Annotated in this window: 20 protein-coding genes; 16 read left to right on the top strand and 4 right to left on the bottom strand. The window is 70.8% G+C overall.

The window, feature by feature from the left end:
• From ACWEOE_RS19055 to folK, 7 genes are all read left to right on the top strand, one after another.
• On the top strand, nt 1–804 hold the full coding sequence (locus ACWEOE_RS19055) for an ESX secretion-associated protein EspG (RefSeq protein ID WP_452010664.1): 804 nt from the start codon (nt 1–3) through the stop codon (nt 802–804).
• A 128-nt stretch (nt 805–932) separates the two neighbouring features.
• A complete protein-coding gene (locus ACWEOE_RS19050) occupies nt 933–1757 on the top strand; it encodes an ESX secretion-associated protein EspG (protein WP_452010662.1) in 825 nt (274 codons plus the stop codon).
• Nucleotides 1758–1958: 201 nt separating this feature from the next.
• A complete protein-coding gene (gene ftsH / locus ACWEOE_RS19045) occupies nt 1959–4358 on the top strand; it encodes an ATP-dependent zinc metalloprotease FtsH (protein ID WP_452010659.1) in 2400 nt (799 codons plus the stop codon).
• Nucleotides 4330–4956 (top strand): GTP cyclohydrolase I FolE, encoded by a 627-nt coding sequence (gene folE / locus ACWEOE_RS19040; protein WP_452010656.1) that lies wholly within the window; start codon nt 4330–4332, stop codon nt 4954–4956. The genes ftsH and folE overlap by 29 nt, the downstream gene beginning before the upstream one ends.
• A gap of 35 nt (nt 4957–4991) precedes the next feature.
• Nucleotides 4992–5798: a dihydropteroate synthase gene (gene folP, locus ACWEOE_RS19035; RefSeq protein WP_452010653.1), complete on the top strand. Its 807-nt coding sequence runs from the start codon at nt 4992–4994 to the stop codon at nt 5796–5798.
• Nucleotides 5791–6150, top strand: a complete 360-nt coding sequence (gene folB, locus ACWEOE_RS19030) for a dihydroneopterin aldolase (RefSeq protein ID WP_452010650.1) — start codon at nt 5791–5793, stop codon at nt 6148–6150. Before folP ends, folB begins: the two co-directional genes overlap by 8 nt.
• Nucleotides 6147–6641 carry a 2-amino-4-hydroxy-6-hydroxymethyldihydropteridine diphosphokinase gene (gene folK / locus ACWEOE_RS19025; protein WP_452010647.1) on the top strand — a complete coding sequence of 165 codons (495 nt, stop codon included), beginning with the start codon at nt 6147–6149 and terminating at the stop codon, nt 6639–6641. The genes folB and folK overlap by 4 nt, the downstream gene beginning before the upstream one ends.
• 1043 nt (nt 6642–7684) lie before the next feature.
• On the opposite strand, the gene ACWEOE_RS19020 is transcribed toward folK, so the two are convergent.
• The gene (locus ACWEOE_RS19020) at nt 7685–8620 is read right to left on the bottom strand and encodes a helix-turn-helix domain-containing protein (protein ID WP_452010645.1); all 936 of its coding nucleotides are present in this window, start codon (nt 8618–8620) and stop codon (nt 7685–7687) included.
• 61 nt (nt 8621–8681) lie between these two features.
• Here ACWEOE_RS19020 and ACWEOE_RS19015 point away from each other — a divergent pair, with 61 nt between their 5' ends.
• The 7 genes from ACWEOE_RS19015 (at nt 8682) to ACWEOE_RS18985 (ending at nt 16054) form a co-directional block, all read left to right on the top strand.
• Nucleotides 8682–9143, top strand: coding sequence for a DUF3180 domain-containing protein (locus ACWEOE_RS19015; protein ID WP_452010643.1), 462 nt, complete (start codon nt 8682–8684; stop codon nt 9141–9143).
• Between the two features lie 69 nt (nt 9144–9212).
• On the top strand, nt 9213–11003 hold the full coding sequence (locus ACWEOE_RS19010; RefSeq protein WP_452010640.1) for a DUF6779 domain-containing protein: 1791 nt from the start codon (nt 9213–9215) through the stop codon (nt 11001–11003).
• A gap of 581 nt (nt 11004–11584) precedes the next feature.
• Complete coding sequence (locus tag ACWEOE_RS19005) at nt 11585–12697, top strand: PrsW family intramembrane metalloprotease (RefSeq protein ID WP_452010892.1); 1113 nt, start codon at nt 11585–11587, stop codon at nt 12695–12697.
• 170 nt (nt 12698–12867) lie between these two features.
• The gene (locus ACWEOE_RS19000) at nt 12868–13821 is read left to right on the top strand and encodes a Rossmann-like and DUF2520 domain-containing protein (RefSeq protein WP_452010889.1); all 954 of its coding nucleotides are present in this window, start codon (nt 12868–12870) and stop codon (nt 13819–13821) included.
• Entirely contained in the window at nt 13818–14726 is a 909-nt protein-coding gene (gene panC / locus ACWEOE_RS18995; RefSeq protein ID WP_452010638.1) for a pantoate--beta-alanine ligase, read from the top strand. Before ACWEOE_RS19000 ends, panC begins: the two co-directional genes overlap by 4 nt.
• 12 nt (nt 14727–14738) lie before the next feature.
• A complete protein-coding gene (panD, locus tag ACWEOE_RS18990; protein ID WP_452010635.1) occupies nt 14739–15233 on the top strand; it encodes an aspartate 1-decarboxylase in 495 nt (164 codons plus the stop codon).
• A 47-nt stretch (nt 15234–15280) separates the two neighbouring features.
• The gene (locus tag ACWEOE_RS18985; RefSeq protein WP_452010632.1) at nt 15281–16054 is read left to right on the top strand and encodes a type III pantothenate kinase; all 774 of its coding nucleotides are present in this window, start codon (nt 15281–15283) and stop codon (nt 16052–16054) included.
• Between the two features lie 3 nt (nt 16055–16057).
• Here the strand turns inward: ACWEOE_RS18985 and ACWEOE_RS18980 are convergent, their stop codons facing one another.
• Nucleotides 16058–16780 carry an SDR family oxidoreductase gene (locus ACWEOE_RS18980; RefSeq protein ID WP_452010629.1) on the bottom strand — a complete coding sequence of 241 codons (723 nt, stop codon included), beginning with the start codon at nt 16778–16780 and terminating at the stop codon, nt 16058–16060.
• Nucleotides 16781–16859: 79 nt separating this feature from the next.
• Here ACWEOE_RS18980 and ACWEOE_RS18975 point away from each other — a divergent pair, with 79 nt between their 5' ends.
• Complete coding sequence (locus ACWEOE_RS18975) at nt 16860–17720, top strand: sigma-70 family RNA polymerase sigma factor (RefSeq protein ID WP_452010626.1); 861 nt, start codon at nt 16860–16862, stop codon at nt 17718–17720.
• On the opposite strand, the gene ACWEOE_RS18970 is transcribed toward ACWEOE_RS18975, so the two are convergent.
• The gene (locus ACWEOE_RS18970) at nt 17717–18019 is read right to left on the bottom strand and encodes a DMT family transporter (RefSeq protein WP_452010623.1); all 303 of its coding nucleotides are present in this window, start codon (nt 18017–18019) and stop codon (nt 17717–17719) included. The two genes, ACWEOE_RS18975 and ACWEOE_RS18970, sit on opposite strands and share 4 nt — an antisense overlap.
• A 106-nt stretch (nt 18020–18125) precedes the next feature.
• Nucleotides 18126–18890 carry a class I SAM-dependent methyltransferase gene (locus tag ACWEOE_RS18965; RefSeq protein WP_452010620.1) on the bottom strand — a complete coding sequence of 255 codons (765 nt, stop codon included), beginning with the start codon at nt 18888–18890 and terminating at the stop codon, nt 18126–18128.
• 94 nt (nt 18891–18984) lie between these two features.
• Between ACWEOE_RS18965 and lysS the strand changes: the two genes are divergently transcribed.
• Nucleotides 18985–20493 (top strand): lysine--tRNA ligase, encoded by a 1509-nt coding sequence (gene lysS / locus ACWEOE_RS18960; RefSeq protein ID WP_452010887.1) that lies wholly within the window; start codon nt 18985–18987, stop codon nt 20491–20493.
• The last annotated feature ends 103 nt before the right edge of the window (nt 20494–20596 follow it).

Below are 20596 nucleotides of genomic sequence, written 5' to 3'. Positions count from 1 at the left end.
ATGCCGAACGCGGAGCTGCTCACCCCGATCGAGGTCGACTTCCTGTGGGAGTCGGCCGCGCTGGGTGAGCTGCCCTACCCGCTGCGGATCCGTTCGCACGGCGCCACCGTCGACGAGCGGGACGCACTGCGCGCCCGCACGCTCGGCGAGCTGGTGCAGCGGGGTCTCGCCGACGGTCGCGGCCGGCCCGCGCCGCACGTCGAGGAGTACTTCGGCATCCTGGCCGCGCCCGACGCGAGCCTCGACACCGTGCAGCTGCTCGATCCCAACGCCGAACCGCTGCTGGCCGTCGCCGGCGTCGTCGGGCAGCAAGGGCTCTTCGCAGTGCAGGACCAGCGCGGCCTGCACCTGCAGCCGTGCCCGGTCGACGGCCTGGCCACGGCCATCGTCTCGCTGCTGCCCGGTGCGCCGAGGGGCACCGAGAAGTCGATCACGGTGCCGCTGGAGCAGCTCGTGGGCGGCGCCGGCGTGGACTTCATGCAGCGCCGCGGGAACCAGGTCGACGCGTCGGGCCGCGCGAGTGTGGACGAGGACCGCAAGGCCCTGGCCCGCCTGCACGCCCAGCCCCGGCTGCGCGGCGGGCAGATCGGCGCCAACGCGCGCAACCGCCTCGGCGGGCGCAGCCGCTCGCCGGTGCTCAGCTGGTTCGACACCGAGACCGGCCGCTACTTCACGCAGGCCACCCGCGGGCACGACGGCCGCGACTGGATCACCATCGCCCCGGCCGACGCCGCGACCCTGCGCCACCGCCTCGGCGAGATGATGGCCAGCGCGGCGGGACAGGAGAGCGCGGCGGCGTTCTGACGGGTCGGCCCCGGTGTGCTCTCCTGCGCCGATCGGAAGGACCGAACCGCACGTCAGAGTGCTGCAAGCCGGGGTCGCACCGCGCTACGCTGAGCAAGAGATCGATCCTGGAGGGTGAGCACCACCGCATGCACCAAGAGTTCTTCTCGCTGATGGCGTTCGACTTCCTCTGGGAGTCCGCGGGGCTCGGCGAGCTGCCGTACCCCCTGCGCGTGCGCTCGCACGGCGCCACGGAGGACGAGCGCGTTTCGCTGCGGCACCGGGTCGACGTCGAGCTCAAGGCGCGGGGCGTCCGCGACGCACGTGGCCGCCTCGAGCCGCCGGTGGACGAGTGGCTGAACCTGCTCGCCCGCGCGCCGATCACTCTCGACGCGCTGCACATCCCCGAGTTCCAGGCCCACCCCGTGGCGCTGCTCGCCGCAGGTGACGGGCGCGCCGCCGGCGTGGTCGCGATCCAGAACGCCGACGGCATCTGGCTGCGCGAGACCCCGGCCGACGGGCTGGTCTCCACGATCGTCGAACTGCTGCCCGGTGGCCGCCGCGGCACCGAGGCGTCCGTCACACTCCCGCTGGACGAGGCGTTGCACACGCGCCCGATCCGCGTGCCCGTCGCCGCCGGTGGCCTCGGCGGTGCGGAGGAGAAGGGCCGGCGGGCGAAGCGCCAGTCGCTGAGCGAGCGCGCGAACGTCGACCCGCACGAGACGTACGCGCTCATCTCCGGCCAGCCGCGCTTGCGCGGCGGTCAGCTGGCGGCGAACAGCCGTACGCAGCTCGGAGCCCGGCAGCGGTCCCGCGTGCTCGGCTGGTTCGACACCGCCACGGGCCGGTACCTCAGCCTGTCCAGGGCCGGGTCCGACGGCCGCGAATGGGTGACGGTGGCACCCGCGGACCCGATGACGCTCCGGACGCGCCTCGGGGAGATGGTGGCTTCCGTGGCCGCCGACACACGCTAGGGTGACGCGAACCGGCCGCTCTCGGGAACCCCAGCGCCGTATTGCCCGTTGACCTGCGAGAGGCTCACAAGGGTCGATCGTCCGGACGGGCGGTACCCTGGTGGGACCGGCCCGGGGCACCACGGGTTGTCAAGATCGTGATGGCGGGTATCACAGGAGCCGCCCAACCAGGGAGGGTCGAGGCCGCAAGGGCCGAGTCGTATGAACCGCAAGAGCGTGCTCAGGAACCCACTGCTGTGGATCGTCGCAGGGTTGCTGGCGTTGTTCGCCTACAACACGATCTTCGACAGCGATCGTGGCTACACCCAGGCTCCGATCTCCGTGGCGAACGCCCAGATCGACGCCGGCCACGTCAAGGAAGCCAGCATCGAGGACAAGGAACAGCAGGTCAAGCTGTCCTTGACGCAGAAGATCGATGTCAACGGCACCCAGACGGACCAGATCGTCTCGCAGTACCCGGCGAACGCCGCGGTGAACATCTACAACGACCTGTCGGCGGCGAAGGTCAACGGCCAGCCGGTCAAGTTCGACACCAAGGTCACGCAGCAGGGCATCCTGACGCAGATCCTCATCTTCGCCATCCCGCTGGCCCTCGTCCTGGGCCTGCTCATGTGGATGATGAACAACGCCCAGGGCGGCGGCAACCGCGTCCTCAACTTCGGCAAGTCCAAGGCCAAGCAGCTGAACAAGGACATGCCGAAGACCACGTTCGGTGACGTGGCAGGTGCCGACGAAGCGGTCGAAGAGCTGTACGAGATCAAGGACTTCCTGCAGAACCCGGCGCGCTACCAGGCACTCGGAGCGAAGATCCCGAAAGGCGTGCTGCTCTACGGGCCGCCTGGTACCGGTAAGACGCTGCTCGCGCGAGCCGTCGCCGGCGAGGCAGGCGTGCCGTTCTACACGATCTCCGGTTCCGACTTCGTCGAGATGTTCGTGGGTGTCGGTGCCTCCCGTGTCCGTGACCTGTTCGAACAGGCCAAGCAGAACGCGCCGTGCATCATCTTCGTCGACGAGATCGACGCGGTCGGCCGCCAGCGCGGTGCCGGCCTCGGCGGTGGCCACGACGAGCGCGAGCAGACCCTGAACCAGCTGCTCGTCGAGATGGACGGCTTCGACGCGCGCGGCGGCATCATCCTGATCGCGGCCACGAACCGTCCGGACATCCTCGACCCGGCGCTGCTGCGCCCGGGCCGCTTCGACCGGCAGATCCCCGTCTCGGCGCCGGACCTGCTCGGCCGCAAGGCGATCCTCGAGGTGCACGCGAAGGGCAAGCCGATCGCGCAGGGCGTGGACCTCACGAGCCTGGCCAAGCGCACCGTGGGCATGTCGGGTGCGGACCTGGCCAACGTGCTCAACGAGGCCGCGCTGCTCACCGCCCGCGAAAACGGGCACGTGATCACCGACACCGCGCTCGAGGAGTCGGTCGACCGCGTGGTCGGCGGGCCGGCGCGCAAGAGCCGGATCATCTCCGAGAAGGAGAAGAAGATCACGGCCTACCACGAGGGCGGGCACGCGCTCGCCGCGTGGGCGATGCCGGACATCGAGCCCGTGTACAAGCTCACGATCCTCCCGCGCGGCCGCACCGGCGGGCACGCCCTGCTCGTGCCGGAGGACGACAAGCAGCTCATGACCCGGTCGGAGATGATCGGCCGGCTCGTGTTCGCGATGGGTGGCCGCACGGCGGAGGAGCTCGTGTTCCACGAGCCGACCACCGGTGCGTCGTCCGACATCGACCAGGCCACGAAGATCGCCCGCTCGATGGTGACCGAGTACGGCATGAGCGCGCGGCTCGGCGCTGTGAAGTACGGCCAGGAGCAGGGTGACCCGTTCCTCGGCCGCTCCGCCGGTCGGCAGGCCGACTACTCACTCGAGGTGGCGCACGAGATCGACGAGGAGGTGCGCAAGCTCATCGAGACGGCGCACACCGAGGCGTGGCACGTGCTCAACACCTACCGCGACGTGCTCGACAACCTGGTGCTGGAGCTGCTCGAGAAGGAGACGCTGCAGCGCAAGGACCTCGAGCGGATCTTCGCGACCGTGGAGAAGCGCCCGCACATCACCGTGTTCAACGAGTTCGGTGAGCGCACCCCGTCGGACAAGCCGCCCATCAAGACCCCGGGTGAGCTCGCGATGGAGCGCGGCGAGCCGTGGCCTCCGCCGGCCAAGGAGAAGCCGGTCCTGAAGCCGGCGCCGACGCCGGTCGGCACGGCCGCGGGCGCGGGTGACCTGCCCGGCGGCCCGCCGTACGCGGCTCCGACGCCGCCCGACCCGAACGCCAACCCGTACGCCCCGCCGCCCAATGGCGGCCGTCCGAATGGTGGGCCGAACGGCACCGGTCGCTGGCCCCAGTCGTATGGTGGTCAGCAGCCGGGCGGTCCGGCAGGCGGCTACCACCCGAGTGGCCCGAGCGGTGCGCAGAGCGGTCCGCCCAACTACGGGGCGCCTCCGGGCTGGACCCCGGCGACGTCCCCGGGCAGCCAGCCGTGGCGCCCCGCCGAAGACCGTCCGCGTGAGCAGGGCTGGTTCGCCGACGGCGCGAACGGCCAGCAGCCGGACGAGGGGCAGCAGCGGCGTGACGTGGACGGACAAGACAAGCAGTAGCGACGACGGCCTCCGCCCGGTCCCGGTCTTCGACCAGGACCGGGCGGAGCGCGCTGTCCGGGAGCTTCTGCTGGCCTGCGGTGAGAACCCTGAGCGCGACGGACTGCTCGACACGCCGGCCCGCGTGGCCCGCGCCTACCGCGAGATGTTCGCCGGGCTCTACACCGACCCGGACGAGGTGCTCGCGAAGACGTTCGACGAATCGCACGAGGAGCTCGTGCTCGTCACGGACATCCCCGTGTACTCGTTCTGCGAACACCACCTCCTGCCGTTCCACGGCGTCGCCCACGTCGGGTACATCCCGAACGCCGACGGCAAGGTCACCGGGCTGTCGAAGCTCGCGCGGCTGGTCGACCTCTACGCGAAGCGCCCGCAGGTGCAGGAGCGGCTGACCTCGCAGGTCGCCGACGCGCTGGAGCGGAAGCTGGAGCCCCGCGGCGTCATCGTCGTGATGGAGGCCGAGCACCTGTGCATGTCGATGCGCGGGATCCGCAAGCCCGGCTCGCGCACGGTCACGTCGGCGGTTCGGGGGCAGATGCGGTCTTCGGCGACGTCGCGGTCCGAGGCACTGGAGCTGATCAAGGGGCGGCGTCCGTGATCTCCGGGCTGCCCCGGCCCGGGCGGTGCGCGGTGATGGGTGTGCTGAACGTGACGCCCGATTCGTTCTCCGACGGTGGCCGCTACCTCGACCTCGACCAGGCGCTGGAGCACGCGCGGGAGATGTGGGCGCGCGGGGCGGACCTGATCGACGTCGGCGGTGAGTCGACGCGGCCGGGCGCGCTGCGCGTGGACGCGTCAACCGAGTCGGCGCGGGTGCTGCCGGTGATCCGGCAACTCGCGTCGGAAGGTGTGGCGCTGTCCGTGGACACGACACGAGCTTCTGTTGCGGCGGCGGCGATCGAGGCGGGGGCGCGAGTGATCAACGACGTGTCGGGTGGGCTCGCCGACGCGGACATGGGGCGCGTCGCCGCCGCGTGCCAGGTGCCGTGGGTGCTGATGCACTGGCGCGGGCACAGCAAGGACATGACCAAGCTCGCCACCTACACCGACGTGGTGGCGGAGGTGCGCGACGAGCTTCGGTCCAGAGTGGACGAAGCGCTGGCCGCGGGTGTCCACGAGAGCGCGATCGTGCTCGACCCCGGGCTCGGGTTCGCCAAGCACGCCGAACACGACTGGGCGCTGCTGCACGGCCTGGAGTCCTTTTTGGACTTGGGCTTCCCGGTGCTCGTCGGGGCTTCGCGCAAGCGGTTCCTGGGCCGGCTGCTGGCCGAAAAGGACGGTGAGCCGCGACCGCCGGACGGGCGTGAGAACGCCACCGCCGCGATTTCCGCCCTGGCCGCCGCGGCCGGGGCGTGGGGAGTGCGCGTGCACGAGGTGGGCGCGTCGCTCGACGCGGTCGCCGTCGCGGCCGCGTGGCGGAAGGGGCGGGCCGATGGCTGATCGCATCACGTTGACGGGGCTGCGCGTGTTCGGCCGCCACGGCGTGTTCGAGCACGAGAAGCGCGACGGTCAGGAGTTCGTCGTCGACGTCACCGCGTGGCTGGACCTCGGGCCCGCCGCCGCGTCGGACGATCTGACCAAGACGCTGCACTACGGCGAGCTCGCCGAGCTGGCCGCCGGGATCGTCGCGGGTGAGCCGTACGACCTGATCGAGAGCGTCGCGGGCAAGATCGCCGACGAGGTCATGGCCGATTCCCGGTTGACGGCCGTGGAGGTCACCGTGCACAAACCATCGGCCCCGATCCCGCTGACGTTCGACGACGTCGCCGTCACCGTCCGGCGCGATCGGTGAGCCGCGCGGTTCTGTCGCTCGGTTCGAACCTCGGCGACCGGCTGGCTTACCTGCGCGTCGCCTTGGACGCCGTCGGGCCGGCGCTGGTGGCGGTGTCGAGCGTGTACGAGACGAAGCCGTGGGGCGTCGAGGACCAGCCCGACTTCCTCAACGCCGTGTGCGTGGTCGACGACCCCGCGCGGGACCACTGGGCGTGGCTGTCGACGGCCCAGGCCGCCGAGGCGGCCGCCGGCCGCGTGCGCGAGCTGCGCTGGGGCCCGCGGACCCTGGATGTGGACGTCGTCACCGTGGACGCCGTCACGTCCGACGACCCGCGTCTGTTGCTGCCGCACCCAGGCACGCCGGACCGGGCGAGCGTGCTGATCCCATGGCTGGAGATCGAACCGGACGCGGTGCTGCTGGGCCGCGGCCCGGTCGCGGACCTGCTGCGCGCCCTGCCGGAGGACGACAAGGCAGGTGTCGTTCTACGGCCGGACCTGCGGCTGGCCTGAGCCCGCTGACACAGTGGCCGCGGTCTTGGTGCGTGCCGCAAGGCTCGACGCACGGCCGGACCTGCGGCTTCGGCGACCGGGCCTGATGGGGCCGGGCGACTTTCGGCTGGTGCCGCCTGGCACGCGGCGGGCGTGCGGATCCACGCGGTCGCGTCGGCAGAGTCTGCGTCTTGATGGCACAGCGGCCGCCACTTGGATGGGGTGGTGGCCGCTGCACCGGTGGGTGCTGAAGGGCTCAGCGCAGGGCCGGACCTGCGGCTTTGGCGACTGGGCCTGATGGGGCCGGGCGACCTTCGGCTGGTGCCGCCCGGTACACGGCGGGCGTGCGGATCCACGCGGTCGGGCCCGGCAGAACCTGCGTCTCGCCGGCACAGCGGCCGCCGCTCGGATGGATCGGCGGCCGCTGCACCGGTGCGTGCCGAGGGGCCAGTGCATGGCCGGACCTGCGACTTCGGTGACTCGGCTCGATGGGCCAGGCGACCTTCGGCTGGTGTCGTCAGGCACCCGGGCGTGCAGGTCCACGCGGTCGGGCTCGGCAGAGTCTGCGCCTCGCGGGCACAGCGGCCGAGGGGCCAGTGCATGGCCGGACCTGCGGCTTCGGTGACTCGGCTCGATGGGGTGGGCGACCTTCGGCTGGTGTCGTCAGGCACGCGGGCGTGCAGGTCCACGCGGTCGGGCTCGGCAGAGTCTGCGCCTCGCCGGCACAGCGGCCGCCACTCGAATGGGGTGGCGGCCGCTGCACCGGTGCGTGCCGAAGGGTCTAGTGCACGGCCGGACCCGCGGCTTCGGCGACCGGGCCTGATGGCGCCAGACGACCTTCGGCTGGTGCCGCCCGGCACACGCGGGCGGGCAGATTCACGCGGTCGCGCTCGGCAGAATCCGCGCCTCGCCGGCACAGCGGCCGCCACTCGAATGGGGTGGCGGCCGCTGCACCAGTGCGTGCGGAAGGCCGAGCGCACGGCCGGACCTGCGGCTTCGGTAACTCACCGCCGTTCGCCTGCCGTTCACCGATTCGGCGGTAACGCACTCACGCGCGGGTGTGCTCAGGCGCGCAACGCGGCCAGCAGGAAACCGACCTCGGGCTGGCTGCTCGGGATCGGGGGCCAGCCGTTGATCACGGCCAGTAGCTGCCAGTAGCGCTCGGCCCGGGGGTCGCCGCCCGTGGCGAACTTGTCCGCCAGGGCGCGGCGGAAGGCCGGCGACGCGGGGTCGTCGCCGGGGCCGGCTGAGGTCGTGGCGATGGCGTCGGCCAGTTCACGGCCCTGGGGCGAGTCCGGGGCGGCGCCCGCGTCGAGCGCGGTGCGGGCGGCGGCGGACCAGGCGAACCAGTTGTCGCGCTGGGCCTGGGTGACCTCAGTGGGCGCGCCGTCTTCGCGGTCGGCCGCGTGGGTTTCGCTCATGCCGCGGATCAGGCGGCGGAAGTCCGGGTCCTGGATGAGCTCGGCGAACTCGAGCCAGGCTTCGAGCTGTTCGGGCGACGGGTCGTCCGGCAGCTCGGGCTTGGCCGAGCCCATGCGCGCGTAGAACTCGGTGTCCACGTCGAGGCCTTCGGTCATCTCGGCCCAGAACTCGTCGACGAGACGCTTGCGCTCCTCGTCGGACATCTGTGCGAGGCGGTTCATCAGCTTCACTTCCTCCAGTTCGGAATCGCGTTTCGCCACCGCCCGCAGCACGGCCCGGCGCAGCCGGAGCCTGCGGATCTGCTCGTCGAGGGCCTCGACGTGGCGCACGGCCAGGTCGCGCACCGACGACTCGCGCTCCAGCGCGCGAGCGACGTCGGCGAGGCCGAGCCCCAGCTCACGCAGCGTCCGCACCAGCTCGAGCCGGGCGAGCGCGTGCGCGTCGTACAGCCGGTAGCCGGCGTCGGTGCGCTCCGTGGGCGGGAGCAGGCCCTCGTCGGAGTAGAAGCGGATGGTCTTGACGGGCAGTCCCGTTCGCCGGGACAGTTCGCCGATCGTGAAAACCGCGGTGGCACCCACTCGACGCATGATGGAGTCTCCAGCCACTGGAGGGTCAAGTCTTCTCGGTACGGTAGACGCCATGCACTTCACCCGGCCCCGTGAGCTGGTGGTGGCGGGGGTTCTCGGCCTCGTCCTGGTCTACGTGATCTTCCAGTTCGCCTACGGTGACCTGCCCCGGCTGCCCACTCTGGCGGGCGTCACGTTCGCGGTACTCGCCGTAGTCGAGGTGATCATGGGCTACACGATCAGGTCGAGAATCAAGGCCGGACGGGTGACGTCATCGATCGGCATTGCACGCTCAGTAGCGCTCGCCAAGGCGTCCTCGCTCGCCGGATCCTTCATGACAGGGGGTTGGCTGGCCGCGTTCGCGTACGTTTTTCCCCGACGTGACGAACTCGTCGCCAGTGTCCTCGACACTCGTGCCGCGGTGGTCGGGGTGGTGTGCTCCGCACTGCTCGTAGCTGCGGCTTTGTGGCTCGAACACTGCTGCCGGACCCCTGGGGACGACGAGCGGTCGACGACACGTGGGACGACCGGTTAACGACCAGAACCGGCCGCTCGAAGTACCGACTAGGTCTCGTTCGGATCACTAGAAGGTACGGTGTCAGACATGACCGGCGTGGGTGACGACTCGCGCGGCCGCCTCTTGGGCAGGCCGTGGCTCGTCGTCGGATTCGTCCTCGCCCTCGGAGCCACTCTCGCACTGGTGCTCAGCGACGACCTGAAGCTTCTTCGGCTCGGCATCGTCGCCGCCCTGTGGGCCGCCTTGATCGGCGCCTTCCTCGCCGTGAGGTATCGCAAGCACGCGGCGCACAGCGAGGACGCGGTCGCCGAGGCGCAGGCCGTATACGAATTGGAACTGGAGCGCGAGATCGCGGCTCGGCGTGAGTACGAGCTGGAGATCGAAGCCGAGACGAGGGAGGCCGCGGAGGCGCAGTCGCGCGAGGAGCTCGACGCGTTGCGCGCCGAGGTGTCGGCGCTGCGCGAGAGCCTGCAGTCGCTGTTCGGCGGCGAGGTGCTGCTCGAACGCGTCGCGCTCACCGCTCAGGCCACGCGCATGCGCTCCCTGAACGACGACCAGCGGCTCATGTCGGCCGGCTCGGAGTCGAAGAACGGCAACGGGAAGAAGCCCGCGCAGCTGATGGCGCCGAAGAAGCCGGTGGTCGGGGTGGGCAACGACCGGCCGACCGAGCTCATGGACCGCGTGCTCGACGCGCCGTCCGCCGGCTCGTCGTCGAACGGCTCGTCGTCGAACGGTGCCGACCGTCGGCGCAAGCCCGCGACGCCGCACGGCCCCGGCCAAGGGCAGGGGCCCAACGGCAAGCCGCCGGCCGCGCTGAACACCCAGCGCACGCAGCAGCTCGCGCGGCCCAAGCAGAACCGTCCCAAGCCGGCGCCCGAGCCGGAGTCGGCGGCCGCGCGCGCGGTGAAGGCGGCGGAGCTGCGGGCCGAAGCGGCGCGTCGCCAGGCCGCCGAATCGCAGCCGACGCGGACCGTCGCGCCGGTGTCGCCGCCGGCTGTTTCCGCGGCGGAGGCGCTGGAGTCCACCCGCCAGGTGCCGCGCACCGACGTTCCCCGGCCGGACGCGCCCCGCGCCGAGGTGTCCCTCCCGAGCCTGCGTCGCGTCGAGCCGCCGGTGTCGGGGGCCGAGGTGTCGCACCCGGGCGTGCGGCCTGCTTCGCGGGCCGAGGCTTCCCAGCCGAGCATGCGCCGCGTCGAACCGCCGGTGTCGCGGGCCGAGGCTTCGCGCCCCGACCTACCCCGTGTCGAGCGCCCGGTCGGCGAGTCCACCGCCGCGTGGAAGCCGGCCTGGGACGCCTCCGCCGACTTCGGCGACCGTGGCCACCCCTCCGGCGACACCCCGCCGAAGCCGCGCGAGGCCACCGCTTCGCGCACCGATCTGCCGCCGGTGGCGCCGGTCGCGAAAACGCCGGAGCCGCCCCGCGCGGAACCGGCCCAGCGCAAGCCTTCGCGACTGGAACAGTTCTCCCGTGCCGACCTGTCCCCCCTGGCCGACTCGCCCGCCTCGACCCGCCACGGCGCGCACTCCAGCTCCGACGACGTCGAGGAACCGGTCAACCCCACTCTCCCGGAGTCCGTCCGCACCACCAAGAGCACCGGCGGCCGGCGCCGTCGCTCGGACGACGACGCCGCCGACACCCCGGCCGGCGGCCGCCGTCGCCGCCCCGACGGCGAACCCCCGGCGTGGGAAGGCATGGTCACCGAACGCGCTTCCCAGAGCCGCCGCACCCCGGACCCCGACCCCGCGGGCGGCCACCGCTCGGCCGAAGCCGATCCCGCCGGCGGCTCCCACGCCGCCGGCCGCTCGGTCACGGAACTCCTCGCCGCGAACGGCGCCGAGAAGTCCGCCCCGCGCCGCCGCCGGCGCGCGGAGGACTGACAGTTCGTCGAAGTGAAGAACCCCGGTCCGGTGACCGGGGTTCTTCTTTACGGGTAAGAGCTTTACTCGCCGGGTCGCAGACTCGTCATGGATCACGACGACATGGCTCCACGCGGCCTCCGAAGGCTCGTTGTGCCGGAGCCGAAACCTGGAGACGGCTGCGGCAGGTGGGCTACGGCGGCTGCGCGAGGTCCCGGCCAGCAAGTTCGTCCTCGGTCTGAGCGCGGTGCGGGCCGAGGCCGGTCACGTGCACACACCGGCGGCAAGCGGCTTCGGCCCCTCGCACTCGGCACGCGATCCTCGCCGGCGAGAGAAACCCTTCGCGGACGCGCCATCCTCGGCCGGAGAGTCCGCCCGCCCGAAGCACCCCAGCCCGGGGGACGGGATGCGGCCGGCCCGGGTCACCACCCCCGAACTGCACAGACGCACACCGCCCGCAAGAACCCTCGCGCCCCCGAAGAGCCACAGCCAGCACCACACACCTCACCCCCGTATGGTGACCGCTCGTGAACGGAACCCTCCCCACCACGAAGGGCACGAAGAGCGCGAGACCCGGTGCTCGCCTGCCGCGCCGGGTGACGGTGTTGTTGCCCGTGGTCGGGTTGATCGTCGTGGCGTTGTGTGGCCTGTTCCTGTTCGGGCTGGCGACGGCGCGGGTCGGGGTGGGGGCCGTGGCGATCGGGGTGCTGGCGGCGCTCGTGCCGGTCGCCGTGGTGGTCGCGGGGTTCCTGTGGGTGGACCGGTGGGAGCCGGAGCCGGCGAAGCTGCTGTTGCTGGCCTTCGCCTGGGGGGCGTGCATCGCGACGATCACCGCGCTGCTCATCAACAGCGGCGCCGAAGTGGTCGGGGATCTCCTGCTCGGCAGTGGCAACGGCAGCAAGGTCAGCGCGCTCGTCTCGGCCCCGCTCGTCGAAGAAGCGGCCAAGGACGCGTTCGTGCTGCTCATCTTCTGGCGCCGCAGCGCGGAGTTCGACGGGGTCGTGGACGGAATCGTCTACGCGGGCTTCTCCGCCGCCGGGTTCGCGTTCACCGAGAACATCTACTACTTCGGCCGCGCGTTCGCCGACTACGGCTTCGGCAACGGCGCCAACGCAGGTGTGCTCGCCGCGTTTTTCCTCCGTGGGGTCCTCTCACCCTTCACGCATCCGTTGTTCGCCGTGATGGCGGGCATCGGATTCGGGGTGGCGGCGCGGACGCGCCAGCGTTGGCTGCGCATTGTCGCGCCGCTCACCGGCTACGTCGCGGGCGTCTGCCTGCACGCGCTCTGGAACAGCGCGGCCACCCTCGGTGGGTCGAAGGCGTTCCTGACCGTGTACTTCCTGATCATGGTGCCGCTGTTCATCGGGGTCGTGTACGTGATCGTGCTGCAACGGCGCCGTGAGCAGCGGATCGTGGCGGCCGCGTTGCCGAAGATGGTGGCCGAGCGGTGGATCGCGCCGTCGGAGGTCAGCCTGTTGTCGAGCCTGTCCGGACGGCGGGCGTGGCGCAGACAGGCGAGACGCGAGTCGGGCCGGGCGGCGGCGCGGGCGGTGGGGCTGTACCAGGCGAGTGTTTCGGAACTGGCGTTCCTGGGGCGCACCAGCGACCGCGCGCGCAGCGAAGAAGACCAGCAGCGGCAGGACGAGCTGCTGCGCACCCTCCGCACGGCCCGCGCCGACGCGGTGCGCATCGCCACGGCGGAGGAACCACGATGATCGACATCCCCCTCGGGGGGTAGCTCGACCGAGCCGACAAACCGCTGATCAGCAGGGGTGCGGCAGCGCGAGCGAGGTGAACGACCGGGTGAAGCTCGTCACCAGAGCTCCGCGATCCGGACGCGGCGGGACTACTCTCGCGCCGTCGTCTGGTACCCGGAAGAGCGGGACTGGAACGAGCCCTAGGAGTTTCGAGCCATGAGCGTCCACAGGCGCACGCCATGAACCGACCTGCCCGCCTCGCGGTGGGAGTCGTCTCGGCCGGCCGGGTGGGCAGCGTCCTCGGCGCCGCACTGGCCAGGGCGGGGCACACGGTGGTGGCCGCGTCCGGGTTGTCGTCCGAGTCGCTGGCGCGGGCCGAGCGCCTGCTGCCCGACGTCCCCCTGCTGCCGCCCGACGAAGTCGTCCGTCGTGCCGACCTGGTGCTGCTCGCGCTGCCCGACGACGCCCTCGAAGGCATGGTGCGCGGCCTCGTGGCGACGGAGTCGCTGCGGCCCGGCCAGATCATCGTCCACACTTCCGGCGCCCACGGCGTCGACGTTCTCAGGCCCGCCGCCGAAGCCGGCGCGCTCGTGCTGGCGCTGCACCCCGTGCTCACCTTCACCGGCCGCACCGAGGACCTCGAACGCCTCGCCACCGCCAGCATCGGCGTCACGGCCGCGGTCGACGACGAGGTGGCGTGGAACGTCGGCGAGGCCCTTGCCGTGGAGATGGGCGCCGAGCCCGTGCGCGTGCCCGAGGCCGCCCGCGCGCTGTACCACGCGGCGCTGGCTCACGGCGCCAACCACCTGATGACGCTGGTCGCCGACTGCACCGAGCTGCTCCGCGAAGCCGGAATCGGGCATTCGGAACGACTCGTCGCACCACTGTTGTCGGCCGCACTGGATAATGTGCTGCGCCACGGCGACCGCGCCCTCACCGGGCCGGTCGCGCGTGGTGATCTCGGCACCGTCCGCAAGCACCTGACCGTGCTCGCGGCCTCGGAGCCGGCGATCGCCCCGGCCTACCGGGCACTGGCCCGGCGCACGGCCGAGCGGTCCCGCACCGCCGGCCTGCTCGACGCGGCGACCGCCGCCGAGCTGACCGACCTCCTCGACGACCCCGCCGAAGGGCAGACCCCGTGACCACACCGAAGTTCCAGCGCGGCACGCTCAACGCGTACCAGCCGCCCGAGCACATCAGCCAGGTGAGCCGCGCGCTGCGCAGCGTCGGCCGCAAGGTGGCGCTCGTGCCCACGATGGGTGCGCTGCACGCCGGCCACCGCGAGCTGATGCGCCGCGCGAAGCGCCTGCCGAACACGATCGTGGCCGCGTCGATTTTCGTGAACCCGCTGCAGTTCGGCGCGGGCGAGGACTTCGAGGCGTACCCGCGACAGCTGGAGGACGACCTCGCGACGCTGGGCGAAGCGGGCGTCGAGCTGGCCTTCACGCCGAAGGCGAGCGACCTCTACTCCGAGAACGCGATGGTCACCGTGCACCCCGGCCCGCTCGGCGACGAGCTGGAAGGCGCCGTGCGGCCCGGGCACTTCACCGGGGTGCTGACCGTCGTCGCGAAGCTGTTCAACCTGCTGCGCCCGGACTACGCCTTCTTCGGGGAGAAGGACTACCAGCAGCTGGTGCTGATCAAGAAGATGGTGGCGGACCTCGACATCGACACCCGCGTGATCGGGGTGCCGACGGTCCGCGAGCGCGACGGCCTCGCGCTGTCGTCCCGCAACGTGTACCTCACGCCGGACCAGCGGGAGGACGCCGTGGTGCTTTCCGCGGCGCTGACCGCGGGGGCGCACGTCGGCCGCGATGGGGCCGAAGCGGTGCTGGACATGGCTCGCCGGACGCTCGCCGAGCGTCCGCAGGTGGAGGTGGACTACCTGGAGCTGAGGGGAACCGATCTCGGGCCGGCGCCCGTCGACGGTGAGGCACGGCTGTTGATCGCCGCCCGGGTGGGGAGCACCCGGCTGATCGACAACGTGGGAGTGCTGCTCGGAAGGGCTGTGGACCATCCGAGTGTTGACCCGGACGCAGGGGAATAGGGAGAGTCCACGATGTACCGCACGATGCTCAAGTCGAAGATTCACCGGGCCACGGTCACGCAGGCGGACCTGCACTACGTGGGCTCGGTGACCGTCGACGAGGATCTCATGGAGGCCGCCGACCTCCTGCCGGGAGAACAGGTGTCCATTGTGGACGTCACCAACGGGGCTCGGCTGGAGACCTACGTGATCAAGGGCGAGCGCGGCAGCGGCGTGCTCGGCATCAACGGCGCCGCGGCGCACCTGGTGCACCCCGGTGACCTCGTGATCCTCATTTCCTACGGCCAGATGGACAGCGTCGAGGCGCTGAACCACGAGCCGCGGGTGATCTTCGTCGACGAGGACAACCGCATCCTCGAGCGCGGCACCGACCCGGGCCACGCGCCCGAGGGCTCGGGGCTGCTGAGCGGCACCGTCACGCTGCCCGAGGAAGACACCATCGCCTTCCCCGTGGCCGAAACCGCCGACGCGCGCCGGCTCGACGCTCTGCTGCACGCGGAAAGCTGAACCCACTCGTCGGCGGCGAAACCGGGCCGCGGTAAAGGAAGCCTGTCTTGCTGCTCACCGTCGACGTCGGCAACACCAACATCGTGCTCGGCTTGTACGAGGGCCGGCGGCTCGTCGGCGACTGGCGCATGCGCACCGACGCGCGCATGACCGCCGACGAGCTCGCGCTCACCATGCGCGGACTGCTCGGCCCGCACGCCGATGCGATCACGGGCATCAGCGCACTGTCCACAGTGCCCGCTGTGCTGCGGGAGCTGCGGGTGATGCTGAGCCGCTACTACCCGAAGCTGCCGAAGATCGTGGTGGAGCCCGGCGTGCGCACGGGGGTGCCGCTGCTGGTCGACAACCCGAAGGAAGTGGGTGCCGACCGGCTCGTGAACACCCTCGCCGCCCACCACCTGCACCCCACGGCGTGTGTGGTGGTCGACTTCGGCACGTCCACGAACGTCGACGCCATCTCCGCCAAGGGCGAGTTCCTCGGCGGCGCCTTCGCCCCGGGCATCGACATTTCCGTGGACGCACTGGCCGCCCGGGCCGCCGCGCTGCGCAAGGTGGAACTCGTGCCGCCGCGTTCGGTCATCGGCAAGAACACCGTGGAATGCCTGCAGTCCGGGATTCTCTACGGATTCGCGGGCCAGGTCGACGGTCTCGTCAAACGCATCGTGCGTGAACTGCGGTCCACTGAGGACGAGCCGGTCGCGGTGATCGCGACCGGCGGCCTCGCGCCCCTGGTGATCGGTGAGTCGGAGACGATCACCGAACACGTCCCCGATTTGACGTTGCTGGGGTTGCGGCTGGTTTATGAACGCAATGTCCGATGACCATCACTGCTGGGCGAGGAATTCCTCCCACGTGCGGGTGCCGGTTTCCGCGTCGAGGTTGAGGTTTTCGCCCGCGCGGTAAACCCGGCCGGCCTTGCCGGGGAGGCGCACGGGCAGCTTCGGACGGCGCTTTCCGTTGGCGCGCAGGTAATCCTCGACGAGTTCGCGCATGGGGTAAATCGTCGGGCCGGCCAGGTCGGGCACGCGGCCGGCGGGTGCGCCGAGGGTCAGCTCCGCGAGGCGGGTGGCGACGTCACGGGCGTCCACGGGCTGGAAACGCATTCCGCCGGGCACGGGGACAAGCGGCAGTTTCGTGGCGGCCCGCACGGCGTCGAGACAGAAACCGTGGAACTGCGCAGCCCGCAGGATCGTCCACGGCAGGCCCGAGGCGATCACGGTTTTCTCGGCCTCGAACTTGCGCGTGAAATAGCCCAGGGGCACGCGGCCGGCGGCGATCACCGAGATCAGCACGAAGTGGCCGACGCCCGCGCGCTTCGCGGCCCGCCCCAGGTTCGCCGTGGCCACGTCGTCGCCCTTCGGGCCGCCGGCCAGGTGCAGCACCACGTCGACGCCGTCGACCGCGGCTGCCAGGCCCTCGCCGGTGAGCAGGTCGCAGGCGAAGTGTTCGGGGCCTTCCGCGTGCCGGCTGAGCACCCGCACCTTCGCGTCGCCCAGCAGCGGGGTGACGAGGGTGCCGGTGCCGCCGGTGACGAGGATCGTGGTCATTTCTTCCTCCGTTCCGGTCCTGCGACCGGGTTCGATGGGGTCTACTTCGGTGAACCCGCGCGACGGAGGAATGTGACACGTGGACGAAAAAGCCTGGTTGGCGCAGCAGTTCGAACAACAGCGGCCGCGGTTGCGCTCGGTCGCCTACCGGATGCTGGGCTCCCTGAGCGAAGCCGAGGACGCCGTGCAGGAAACCTGGCTGCGGCTCGACGGCGTCGACGCGCAGGAGATCGAAAGCCTGCCCGCCTGGCTCACCACGGTCGTCTCGCGCCAGTGCCTCAACCAGCTGCGCACGCGGGAACGGCGGCGTGAAGAATCCCTCGACGCGCAGGTCTTCGACCGCGGCGACGACTTCGACCTGGAGGAAGAAGCCCAGCTGGCGGATTCCGTGGGGCTCGCGCTGCTGGTCGTGCTCGACTCGCTGGCCCCGGCCGAGCGCATCGCGTTCGTGCTGCACGACATGTTCGCCGTGCCGTTCGAGGACATCGCGACCATGCTCGACCGCACTCCGGCGGCCGTGCGCCAGATCGCCAGCCGCGCGCGCCGGCGGGTGCGTGGTGAGCAGCCGACCGCCGACGTCGCCCGCAGCCGCCAGGCCGTCGAGGCCTACCTGGCGGCCGCGCGCGGCGGCGACTTCGAGGCGTTGCTGCAGCTGCTCGACCCCGACGTGGTGCTGCACGCCGACGCCGTCATCTCGGGCGCGCCGGCGCCGGTGGTGCTACGCGGTGTCCGCAGCGTGAGCAAGGGCGCGCTGCTGGCCTCGCAACGAGCTCGCGGGACGCAGGTCGCGCTCGTGGACGGCGTGCCCGCCCTCGTGCTCGCCCCGCGTGGCCGGCTGGAGATCGTGCTCACGTTCACCTTCGCCGGCGGCCGGATCACCGCGATCGACGTGATCGGTGACCCCGCGCGGCTGGGCGCGCTGGAGATCACCGTCCCCTAGTGCAGCACCTTCAGCCCCACGACCCCCGCGACGATCAGCACCAGGCACGCCAGGCGCCCGATCGTCGCGGGGTCGTGGAGGGCGAAGATCCCGTACAACGCCGTCCCGACCGCGCCGATGCCGACCCACACGACGTAACCGGTGCCGAGCGGAACGCTTCGCAATGCATACGCGAGTCCGCCCATGCTGGCGATCAACGCGACGACAAAAAGAACCGTGGGCCACAACCGTGTGAACCCCTTGGTCGCCGACAACGCAGCAGCCCAGACCGTTTCGAGGAAACCGGCGACGACAAGCACAACCCATGCCTTGACAAACCCTTCGCAGTGAATTTCACTGCGCCGTCTTGTCCTGACCGGGTACGACGCTGTGCCTTTGGCCCCGGCTCCGCCGGGGCGTCGTCGTTCAGGCACGGCGGGCCCGGAAGACCGTGGTGACCAGCGGGAAGTCGAATTCGCCCGCGCCCGCTTCCGGAACCGAGAGCAGGTGCTCGCGCGCGGCCGCCAGCGCTGCGTCGCGTTCGGCCGGCTCGGCGACGATCAGGTTCGAGTGCGTGCTGACGGTGGCCAGCAGCGAGTCGACCGTGCGCCGGTGCGTGTGCGCGAACTCGCAGTCCTCGAAGGGGCCGAACCCGGCCGCCGACAGGCCCTCGTTGTCGTCCCTGAACAAGCGGCTCACGCCCGTGCGCACGAGCCGGGAGAACTCGGCCACCCACCCGACCGTCACGTCGTCGTGGTTCCACAGCGCCACCACGACCCCGCCCGGTCGCAGCACGCGGCGGATCTCCGCGAACGCCGGCTCCAGATCGAACCAGTGCAGCGCCTGCCCGATGAACACCGCGTCGACGGACTCGTCGGCCAGCGGGATGTCCTCGGCCTTGCCCGTGAGCGCCGTGGTGCCCGGCAGCAGCTTGGCGAGCTGGGCGATCATGCCGGGGTCGGGCTCGACCGCGGTCACGGTGAGGCCGAGGTCGACCAGGCCCTGCGTGAGCTTGCCGGTGCCGGCGGCGAGGTCGAGCACGTCACGCGCGGGGTGGTCGGCGCCGGCGAGACCCCATTCCACCGCGGCCTGCGGGTAGTCGGGCCGGTGCTCGGCGTAGGCGGCGGCGTGGTCCCCGAACGACGACGCACGGCGGGCGTGGAGTTCCTGGTCATACGTGGGATCGGTCACGAGAACCGAGACTAATACGGGGAAAGGCAGCGCCGGTGCCTCGAAGGGTAATCCGGTTGGCGTAGCCGACCAGCGACTTCGTACTCTGTGGGCCATGACGGAATCCCCCGCGCCCGACGCGTTGCCCGAAGACGACCTGCCCGAACAGATGCGGGTGCGCCGGGACAAGCGCGACCGGATAATCGCGGAGGGTATCGATCCTTACCCCGTCGAGGTTCCCCGCACCCACTCACTCGCCGAGATCCGGGCGGCGCACACAGATCTGGAACCCGACACCGGCACTGGTCAGACGGTCGGCGTCACCGGCCGGGTGATGTTTCTGCGCAACACGGGCAAACTGTGCTTCGCCACTCTTCGTGAGGGTGACGGCACGGAACTGCAGGCGATGCTCAGCCTCGCGAAGGTCGGTGACGAGTCGCTCGCCGCGTGGAAGAGTGACGTCGATCTCGGTGACCACGTATTCGTCTCCGGCGAGGTGATCACTTCCAAGCGCGGTGAGCTTTCCGTGATGGCCGACAAGTGGCAGCTCACCTCGAAGGCACTGCGGCCGCTGCCCAACGCGCACAAGGACCTGGCCGAGGAAACGCGAATCCGGCAGCGTTATGTCGACCTGATTCTGCGCGATCGGGCCCGCGATGTGGTGCGCACTCGCGCCGGCGTGGTGCGCTCGCTGCGCGAGTCGTTCCACCGCCGCGGATTCACCGAGGTGGAGACGCCGATGCTGCAGACGCTGCACGGCGGCGCCGCGGCCCGGCCATTCGTCACGCATTCGAATGCGTTCGACCTCGACCTGTACCTGCGCATCGCGCCGGAGCTCTACCTCAAGCGCTGCGTGGTCGGCGGGATCGAGAAGGTTTTCGAGATCAACCGCAACTTCCGCAACGAGGGCAGCGACTCCTCTCACTCGCCCGAGTTCGCGATGCTGGAGTACTACGAGGCCTACGCCACCTACGACACGAATGCCGTGATGACCCGCGAACTCATCCAGGAGGCCGCGGAGAACGTGCTCGGCACCCAGGTCGTCACCCTCGTCGACGGAACGGAGTACGACCTTTCCGGCGAATGGACGACTCTCGGCATGTACGAGTCGCTCTCGGAGGCATTGGGTGAAGAAGTGTCACCCGAGACTCCCGCCGAGCGCTTGCACAAGATCGCCGCCGCGCGCGAGATCGAGGTGGACCCCAAGCTCGGCCACGGCAAACTGGTCGAAGAACTGTGGGAACACCTCGTCGGCGACGATCTCTCCGCACCCACATTTGTGCGTGATTTTCCGCTCGAGACGTCCCCTCTGACCAGGCAACACCGCAGCCGGGCCGGGGTCGCGGAGAAGTGGGACCTCTACGTGCGCGGATTCGAACTCGCCACCGGTTACTCCGAGCTGGTGGATCCGGTCGTGGAGCGGCAGCGGCTCACCGAACAGTCCCTCCTGGCGGCGCAGGGTGATAGCGAGGCCATGCGTCTCGACGAGGATTTCCTTCGTGCCCTGGAGTACGGAATGCCACCGAGCGGCGGTGTCGGAATGGGAGTCGACCGGCTGCTCATGGCGCTGACCGGCCTCGGTATCCGGGAGACGATCCTCTTCCCCCTCGTTCGACCTGAATAACCCACCCGACGGTAGGAACCGGCGAGGTTTATCTCAAACGAGATTTGCACGCCGGGGGATGAGCGGGTATTAATGTGAGTGACAAAGACTTCTGTCCCGGGGC

It is taken from the genome of Amycolatopsis sp. NPDC004368 (assembly GCF_053602515.1).
Note: the sequence above shows the minus strand (reverse complement) of the source record. Positions and strands in the feature narration are given on the sequence as shown.